This is a genomic window from Streptomyces sp. NPDC015131, assembly GCF_043079975.1.
GTDB lineage: Bacteria > Actinomycetota > Actinomycetes > Streptomycetales > Streptomycetaceae > Streptomyces.
This window is the reverse complement of record NZ_JBIBVB010000004.1, coordinates 734,709-743,154: the sequence shown is the minus strand read 5'-3', so window position 1 is coordinate 743,154 and position 8,446 is coordinate 734,709. Positions and strand designations below refer to the sequence as shown.

Sequence of the window (8,446 nt, the reverse complement as noted above, 5' to 3'; positions counted from 1 at the left end):
CACGGCGGACCACCCCCGCGTGTGCGGGGCCCACTGTCCCCGTTCGCGTTGCTCCTGCTGAGCCCGTGGACCACCCCCGCGTGTGCGGGGCCCACGCGCAGTCGCGCGGGCACTCGGTGAGGTGCGGGGGACCACCCCCGCGTGTGCGGGGCCCATTACAACGACCGCCTGTTCACCTCCTGGTACGGCGGACCACCCCCGCGTGTGCGGGGCCCACTGTCCCCGTTCGCGTTGCTCCTGCTGAGCCCGTGGACCACCCCCGCGTGTGCGGGGCCCACGGCGAGGAGGTAGCTCTCCAGGCCCCGGAGGAGGGACCACCCCCGCGTGTGCGGGGCCCACACTTGCTGACCTGTGACGTTACCGCGAGGTCGGTCCATTTTCGATCGGTGCCATCGGGCACGTCACCCTTCCGTGCAGGCCGTACCGCGCTGCATTGTTCTCACCCCTTCGGGGAACTTGGCCCTCCATTTTCAGTGCCTCGTTCTACGATCCATCCAACTTAGATCACCTGAGCGGGAGTTGGAGCCATGGACACCGATGGCTGGCAGGAAGATGAGGCGCGATTAGCTGAGGCTGCCCTGGCTGTCCTCTGGGGAAAGTCGGCTGACCGTGCGGGGGGCACGACGAACCTGCTGCTGTCCCATCTGCTCGATACCGCAGCGGTCGCCGAGCGAATCTGGGACGAGCTCCTGGCTGCCTCGACCAAGAGGTATTGGGAAGGCATCGCAGGCGGCGACGGGCGTCGCTTGTTCGCTTGGTTGTGTGGGGTGCACGACTGCGGCAAGGCCACGCCGGCCTTCCAGCACCTATGGGCACCTGGCGCTGATGCGGTGCGCAGCGCCGGGCTCGGGTGGCATGGGCCCACGGTCGCCAACCCGCGCGCCAAGTGGCGTCACGAGCTCGCAGGGGCGTACCTGCTGAAGACGATCTTGCCGCAGGCCGATTGGGAAGACCGGCACGTGGCATGGGTGTGGCCGCTCGTGGCCGGGCACCATGGAGCGGTGCCCTCCGAGGACCGTACGCAGCCACCTCGGGCCGGGCGGAAGCAGATGCAGGGAGGCGAGCCCTGGCCGCGGGTACAGGCCCTTCTGCTTGAGCGCTTCAGCAGGGAACTCGGGTATCCGAGCCTGAGTGCCGTGCAGCCTGCCCACGTCCCGACACGTGCCGCGCAGTTGCACCTCAGCGGCATGGTCATCATGGCGGACTGGATCGCCAGCGATCAGGAGCACTTCGAGGGCTTGGACCAGCTGGCGCAGGTGCACATGGACAGCGCGAGAAGCCGAGCTGCGGTGGCTTGGAAGGAGTTGCGCCTCCGGGGAGGATGGCGACACCTCCAAGAGGCGGGGAGTGACGCCTTCGCCAAGCGGTTTGGGCACGATCCACGACCGTCCCAGGTGCTGGTGATGGATGCGGCGCGCCGTATGGAGCAGCCGGGGCTGTTGATCGTGGAGGCCCCGATGGGGGAGGGGAAGACCAAGGCTGCCTTGCTGGCGGCGGAGATTCTGGCCGCCCGCTTCGGAGCCGACGGAGTCTTCATCGGGATGCCCACCCAGGCGACGAGCGACCCGATGTTCGAGCAGGTGCGGGAGTGGCTGGGCGCTCTCGGCGACAGCGACGGCGACCTCGCCTCGCAGGTGGCCCTTCTGCACGGCAAGCGCATGTTCAACAAGGCGTGGCGCGACCTGGTGGAGGGGCGGGAGAGCGGGGATCCGGAGGCCGACTTCGCCGGTGTCAACGAGTACGGGGACTGCGAGGACGATGATCTTTTCGGCCCTGGGGTCGCTGCCTTCTCCGGGCGTGGGCTCTCCGGGGCCGCGCGGGGGCCGGCCGAGTGGTTCCTCGGCGCGAAGCGAGGCCTGCTGTGCCCATTCGTCGTGGGCACCATCGACCAGCTCCTGTTCGCCGCGACCCGCAGCCGGCACGTCATGCTGCGTATGGCGGGCTTGGCCGGGAAGGTCGTGGTGCTCGACGAGGTGCACGCCGCGGACGTCTACATGTCGCAGTTCCTCGTGGAGGGGCTGCGCTGGCTGGGTCAGGCTCAAGTGCCCGTGGTGCTGCTGTCCGCGACACTGCCCCCGCAACAGCGCCAGAAACTGGTCGAGGCATACCTTGCGGGCGCTGCGTCGCAGGAGGAAGCCACGCTCGACGAACTGCCGAACTCCCAGCGCTATCCGTCGGTGACGGCTGCTTGGGCGGCTTCCGACGGGACGGGGTACGGGATACACGTCGATGCCTGCGAAGGGTGGCGCAGCGATCTGCGGGTGGAACTCGCGCTTCTGCCGGAGGTCGTCCCCGACCGTTCCAGGGCAGCCGCATCCGAGGAGGCGCAGCGGAAGGCCGACGGTTCAATCGCGGCGCTCCTGCGCGCCGAACTCGCCGATGGCGGTTGCGCGCTGGTGATCAGGAACACGGTGGGCCGGGCCCAGTCGCTCTACACCGCGCTGAGTACGGAGTTCGGGAAGGACACTGTTCTGCTGCTCCACGGACGTCTGGCCGTCGCAGCACGAGCCGACCGCACCGAGCGATGTCTGAAGCTGCTCGGTGCTCCGGGGGAGCAGGGCACCGATGCGCTGCGGCCCAAGCAGTTGATCGTCGTGGCCACGCAGTTGGCGGAGCAGTCCTTCGACGTCGACGCCGACCTGCTCGTCACCGACCTGGCTCCTGTCGACCTGCTGCTCCAGCGGATCGGGCGGCTGCACCGGCACGACGGGCGGGTACGGCCGGACGGCCTCAGCCGGCCCCGGGTGTATCTGACCGGCCTGACCGGCCTCGGCCTCCCCGGAGGTGAAGCGTCGACCGCTCCTTGCGGCTCACCACCAGAAGCGTCGCCTCGCTTCCTCACCGCCTCGGAAGCGATCTACGGACGGCATCTGCTCCTGCGCACCGCTGCCGTGGTCAGAGAGTCACTGGACGCTGACGGAGCCGATGCGGGAACGTGGGCGGTTCCTGGCCAGGTACCGGAACTCGTCGCCTCCGTGTACGGCACCGACGAGGTCGTACCACCACCATGGGCAGAGGACGCACAAGCCGCCCAGTCGCTCTGGGAGACGGAGCAACGCCGTAGGGCGGAAGAGGCCGAGCGCTACCTCCTCACCCGACGAGGTGACAAGGAGGGTGCCACACTGGCCGGCCTGCACGAGGTGTCCTTGCCCGAAACAGGACTGGACGGAGAGCTGGACGCTGTCGTACGGGATGGGGAGCCCAGCGCCGAAGTGGTGCTCGTGACCCACGATGGTGCGACGTACCGGACGTTGTCCGGGCGAGCACTCTCCGCGAACGGTGATGTGGCCGATGACCTCCTTGATGACGTGCTGGGCGGCGCGGTCCGACTGCCCGGCGGCCCGGCTTCCAAGGCTGCCGAGACACTGCGCCCCCTCCCCGGTTGGATGGGCGACCCGCGCCTGCGTTACTCGCGGGCCCTCGTACTGGACGGCGAACGGGCGGGGCAACTCGGTGACCACCAGGTCCGTTACGACGACGCGCTGGGGCTGACAGTGGTTCTGAGCGCGACTGGAAGGTTCGGCCCGTGAACGGGAAGGGAACGGGCGCGGGCCGACGGACCCGCACCCTCCCTGCCCGCGGAGGCGGAGCCAACGACGGCCACAGACCGAACCACGGGACACCCCCGCTCCGGATGCGAGCAGCGTCTGCCGATCCGTCGTCGGAGTCGACACGTCCGCAGCGGGGCCACCGCGATTTTCTCATTCGTCCCGCTTGTCCTATGCAGGTGTGCCAACCTGCTGTGGCGAAGCCAGACCTCAGGAATTGAAGGGGCTCATCACCTTGATGAACCTGTTGACCGACCCCTGGCTGCAAGCCGGCCTGGCTGACGGTTCGGCTCTGCGGAGTGATCGGCCCGATGACGTCCTGCCGGAGCAGAGCGTACGCAGACTGCTTCTGGAAGCCGACAAGTTCACGGACATCGTGGTCGACCTGCCCACGCAGAAGGCCGCCATCTACCGCCAGGTGCTGCTACCGCTGGTGGTCGACGCCATCGGGCGACCGGCGGACGCCGCGGAGTGGCTCAGAATGTTCCAGGCAGGTGCCTTCACGGCGCGCCAGCGTACCGACCTCGCGGACTACCTGGACAAGCACCAGCATCTCTTCAACCTGTTCGACCCCCTCGACCCCTTCGCCCAAGTCGCCGATCTTCACACGGCCAAGGGGGACACCAAGGGTTCGGCGCTCCTGGTGGCCACAGCGGCGACGGGGAACAATGTGCCGCTCTTCTCGTCCCGGACCGAGGCGGACGCACTCGAGCTCACCCCGGCCCAGGCGGCCCGTTGGCTGATCCATACGCACTGCTGGGACACCGCCGCGATCAAAACGGGCGCCGTGGGTGATCCCATGGCGAAGTCCGGCAAGACGACTGGCAATCCGACCGGACCCCTCGGTCAGCTCGGCGTGACGATGCCGATCGGCGCCAACCTGTACCAGACGCTCCTGCTCAACATCCCGTACGGCCAGGCCCTTCTCCAGGACGACCTGCCGCAGTGGCGACGCCGGGCCAAGGAGGGGGATGTGCGGGAGACGCTCTCTTGCGCGACTCCGGCTTGGCAGACCAGAGCGGCCCGGGGCCTGCTCGACATCTGGACGTGGCAGGCCCGTCGTATCCGCCTGATCCCGGAAGAGACGCCGGACGGCCCGCGGGTGACCCGAGTCCTGGTGGCAGCGGGCGACCGGCTCGACCTCAACCCCGACACCGAGCCTCATACGGCCTGGATCACCGATCCCCCGGCCGGTGCGCGCAGCCGCGCGCCGTCAGCTCGGTCTGCCGCTGCCAAGACCGCGCGCCCCCGGCGCCACCTGCCCGGGCGCGCCGGCTGGCGCGGTCTCGACGCCCTTCTGGCGATCCAGGCACTCGACCAGGACCGCGGAGCGACGGCCACTCGCAGAGGCTTCACCAGCAGCCGGGCACTCAGACAGCTCAGCGATATCAGCCGACGACTGCCCTACCGCTACCCTCTGCGCGTCGAACTCACGGGCATCACCTACGGCAACCAGTCCGCCGTCATCGAGGACGTCTACTTCGACGACATCCCTCTGCCGGTGACCGCACTGGACCCGGACGGCGACGTTTACGGAGCGCTGCTGGGGGTCGTCCAGCAGGCGGAAGACCTGGCCACTGCTCTCAACCACCTCTCGGGGGACCTGCGCCGAGCCGTCGGTAGTGAACCCATTCCCTGGGACAAGGGCCAACGTCCCGGGGAGACCCTCCTCCACGCACTCGACCCGGTCGTACGCCGGCTGCTCGCCGGTCTGTGCAAGGCGGGTGACGACTTCGACCGCTGTGAGCAGGGCCTCGAAGCATGGGAGGCGAAGGCCGAGCAGATCACCTGGCGGGTGGCCGAAGGGCTCTTCACCACGGCCCCGCCCACCGCATTCACCGGCCGGAAGATCAAGAAGGACGGCAAGGAGCAGGTGTACCGCCTCAATACCGCCGAAGCCGCCTTCCGGAGCCGTCTGGCCACGATCCTCCGCCGACGTGCGGCAGCGCGCAGCACCAGCGAGCGCTGAACAGACCGTTTCCGCTGCCCAGCGATTCACCTGTCCCTGCCCCCGCTGCGCCCTCCGCCAGCGGCGACGTCGAAAGCTGCCCAGCATGTCCACCACGTCACAGCCCAGTCAGCACCCCGGTATCCCCGCCCCTGGACCCACGAACCGCTACTGGCACGGCCGCGTCAATGAACACGGTGAGTGGATCACCGACCACCACCACCGCGGCTCCCGCCGGCCTCCCGGCGAGGAACTCGCCGCGCTAAGGGCCGGTCTCGGCCGGAGCGCCTTCACCGAGCCACGCCTGTGGCCCTACTACAGCACCTTCACGGACGGCCGGATCACCGACGAACTGGAAGCAGAGCACGCCGCACTTTCCCTCTACGGACTCCACCAGCAGGGCCAGAGCGACGCCATGCACCGGCGCGGCACCAGCACCGGAAAGGCCTTGCGAGCCCTCCACGACCGATTCGGCGAAGACGCCGTGGACCGCCGCGTCGCCGCCGCGGTCAGCGCCACCACCGTCGGCGCGCTCGTCCACCGGCTCAGGGGCCTGGTCTCCCAGCTCCGCGTCGTACATCAGCCGCTGGACTACGACCAGTTGCTCCTGGACATCCAGCGCTGGCACTACCCGGAAGGGCGGTTGAGGGTCCGCCGACAGTGGGGACTCGCCTACCACCTGCGCCGCCCCCGCCCGGACGACGAGTAACAGTCCCGAGTCCCTCCAGGGGTCGACCGCCGGCACCTCCCAGCACCTGGGGCCGGGCCGAACTGCCGCGCAACGTTCCCTGTCCGCCGCTGCCACACCACCAGGTGGTAGCGGGCAGCGTTCGCGTACCTCGACGAACCCACTCACCATCTGTCACGAAAGACGACTCGCATGCGCCCTACTGCCACCGCCCGCATCCCGGAGCCCCGGATCTACGTCGACGTCCACATCCTGCAGACAGTGCCGCCTGCCAACTTGAACCGCGACGACCAGGGCAACCCCAAGGAGGCCTTCTACGGCGGGGTTCGCCGCTCACGGGTCTCCTCCCAGGCATGGAAGCACGCAACACGTAAGCACTTCGCCGAGCGCGTACCGGAGCAGGACCTGGCCACTCGCACGCGCCGCGTCATCGCCGCGCTGGCCGACCAAATCAAGGACGGTACGGAGCTGGGCGACGAGCCCGCCCTCCGCCTGGCCGAGGCCCTCCTGTCCCAGCTCGACCTCAGCGTCGGCAAGAAGAAGGGTGACACTGCCTACCTGCTCTTCTACGGACGTCGCCAACTCGACGCCGTGGCCGCACTGGTACGTGACAGGGCGCAGGAACTCGCCGCACTCGATGACGATGCCCTGGCCGACATCGTCAAGACCATGGCCGTGCGTGAGAAGTTCAGCACCGGTCACCCCATCGACGTGGCCCTGTTCGGCCGGATGGTGGCCGACGTCCCGTCCCTCAAGGTGGACGCGGCGGCGCAGGTGGCCCACGCGCTGTCGACCCACGCCGTCGAGCTGGAATTCGACTACTTCACCGCCGTGGACGATCAGCAGTCCGACGAGGAGACCGGCGCCGGCATGATCGGCAGCATCGGCTTCAACTCCGCCACGCTGTACCGGTACGCGACCGTGGGAGTGCACCAGCTCCTGCAGAACCTGACCGAAGGAGAGACCGCCATCCACGCGGTCGAAGAGTTCGTGACCTCCTTCGCCCGCTCCATTCCCAACGGCTACACCAACGCCTTCGCCCACCGCACCCTCCCCAGTCTCGTGAGCGTCGTCGTCCGGCGGGACCAGCCCGTCAACCTCGTCTCCGCCTTCGAGAGGCCCGTCAGCGCGATTGCGGGAGCGAACTCCTCCGGCATCGCGGCGGAGTCTGCCCGCCGACTGGCACGCGAGCACCTTCAGGCCATCGCCAACTGGGGAGACACCCCGGCCTTCACCGCCGCCTCACACACCTACATGGACGCCCCCAAAACCGGCGAAGCCCTGCAAGAGGCCTTCGGGAGCCCCGTTCCCTTCCCCAAGCTCCTCAGCGGGCTGCGTGCCCACCTCACCGACAGCCTCAAGCAGGCCGCACAGTGACCGCCCCGGCCACCGAGCCTGCCCGCTCGCCGAACGCCGAGTCGGCCGGGATCGGCGAAGACCACGCCGTGCTCATGCTGCGGCTGGCGGGACCCCTGCAGTCCTGGGGTGTACGCAGCGCCTTCAACCGGCGCGACACCGGGGCCGAACCCACCAAGTCGGGCGTCATCGGCCTGCTCGCGGCCTCGGTAGGTCTGCCCAGGGAGGAGCCGCTGGGCGAGCTGCTGGGTCTGCGACTGGGCATCCGCGTCGACCAGCCCGGCACCCTCCTGCGCGACTACCACACCGTCAGCGACTACCGGGGCCGTCCGCTTCCGCAGGCCGGTGTGACGGCCAAGGGCACCCAGAAGCCCACGTCACCCGCCAAGCACACCCATGTGACCACCCGGTACTACCTCCAGGACGCCGTGTTCGTCGCCGCGATCAGCGGACCTCGCGATCTGCTGCTCACCCTCGACACCGCCCTGCGCGCGCCCGCCTTCCCGCTGGCCCTGGGTCGCCGCTCCTGCCCGCCGACCCAGCCCCTCTGCCTCGGTATCCGGTCGACCGACATGGAAAGTGCCCTGCGCACTGAACCGTGGCAGCCCAGCGACCACGCGCGAAAGCAGTACGCCGCCCGACTGGGCCGCGAGCGCCGGCTCGGCCGACCCGCTTACCCCCCGTCGATCGACCGATCAGCCACCCTGGAGGACCCGAACGGCCACGACGTCCTCCAGGACGCTCCCGTCTCCTTCGACCCTCACCAGCGCAGCTTCACCAGCCGCCGCGTCCGGCACACCTGGCTCACCATCCCCTCGGGGTACGACAACGCAGACAGCGACGCCCACGACAACCCTGCCGACGACCCCGCCCACGACCCCTTCGCCCTGCTGGGCTGGTGACCAC

Annotated in this window: 5 protein-coding genes and 1 CRISPR repeat array; all 5 genes read left to right on the top strand. The window is 69.1% G+C overall.

Annotated features, from left to right (window positions below):
- Positions 1 to 6: 6 nt before the first annotated feature.
- A CRISPR array of direct repeats spans positions 7 to 339; the repeat unit is 28 nt; unit sequence GGACCACCCCCGCGTGTGCGGGGCCCAC.
- Between the two features lie 188 nt (positions 340 to 527).
- Positions 528 to 3,530: a CRISPR-associated helicase Cas3' gene (gene cas3, locus ACF08D_RS19450; protein WP_392223943.1), complete on the top strand. Its 3,003-nt coding sequence runs from the start codon at positions 528 to 530 to the stop codon at positions 3,528 to 3,530.
- 256 nt (positions 3,531 to 3,786) lie between these two features.
- Complete coding sequence (gene casA, locus ACF08D_RS19445) at positions 3,787 to 5,517, top strand: type I-E CRISPR-associated protein Cse1/CasA (RefSeq protein ID WP_392223942.1); 1,731 nt, start codon at positions 3,787 to 3,789, stop codon at positions 5,515 to 5,517.
- Positions 5,518 to 5,602: 85 nt separating this feature from the next.
- The gene (casB, locus tag ACF08D_RS19440) at positions 5,603 to 6,205 is read left to right on the top strand and encodes a type I-E CRISPR-associated protein Cse2/CasB (protein ID WP_392223941.1); all 603 of its coding nucleotides are present in this window, start codon (positions 5,603 to 5,605) and stop codon (positions 6,203 to 6,205) included.
- A 171-nt stretch (positions 6,206 to 6,376) separates the two neighbouring features.
- On the top strand, positions 6,377 to 7,561 hold the full coding sequence (cas7e, locus tag ACF08D_RS19435; RefSeq protein WP_392223940.1) for a type I-E CRISPR-associated protein Cas7/Cse4/CasC: 1,185 nt from the start codon (positions 6,377 to 6,379) through the stop codon (positions 7,559 to 7,561).
- Positions 7,562 to 7,635: 74 nt separating this feature from the next.
- Entirely contained in the window at positions 7,636 to 8,442 is an 807-nt protein-coding gene (gene cas5e, locus ACF08D_RS19430; protein ID WP_392224104.1) for a type I-E CRISPR-associated protein Cas5/CasD, read from the top strand.
- Positions 8,443 to 8,446: the final 4 nt, after the last annotated feature.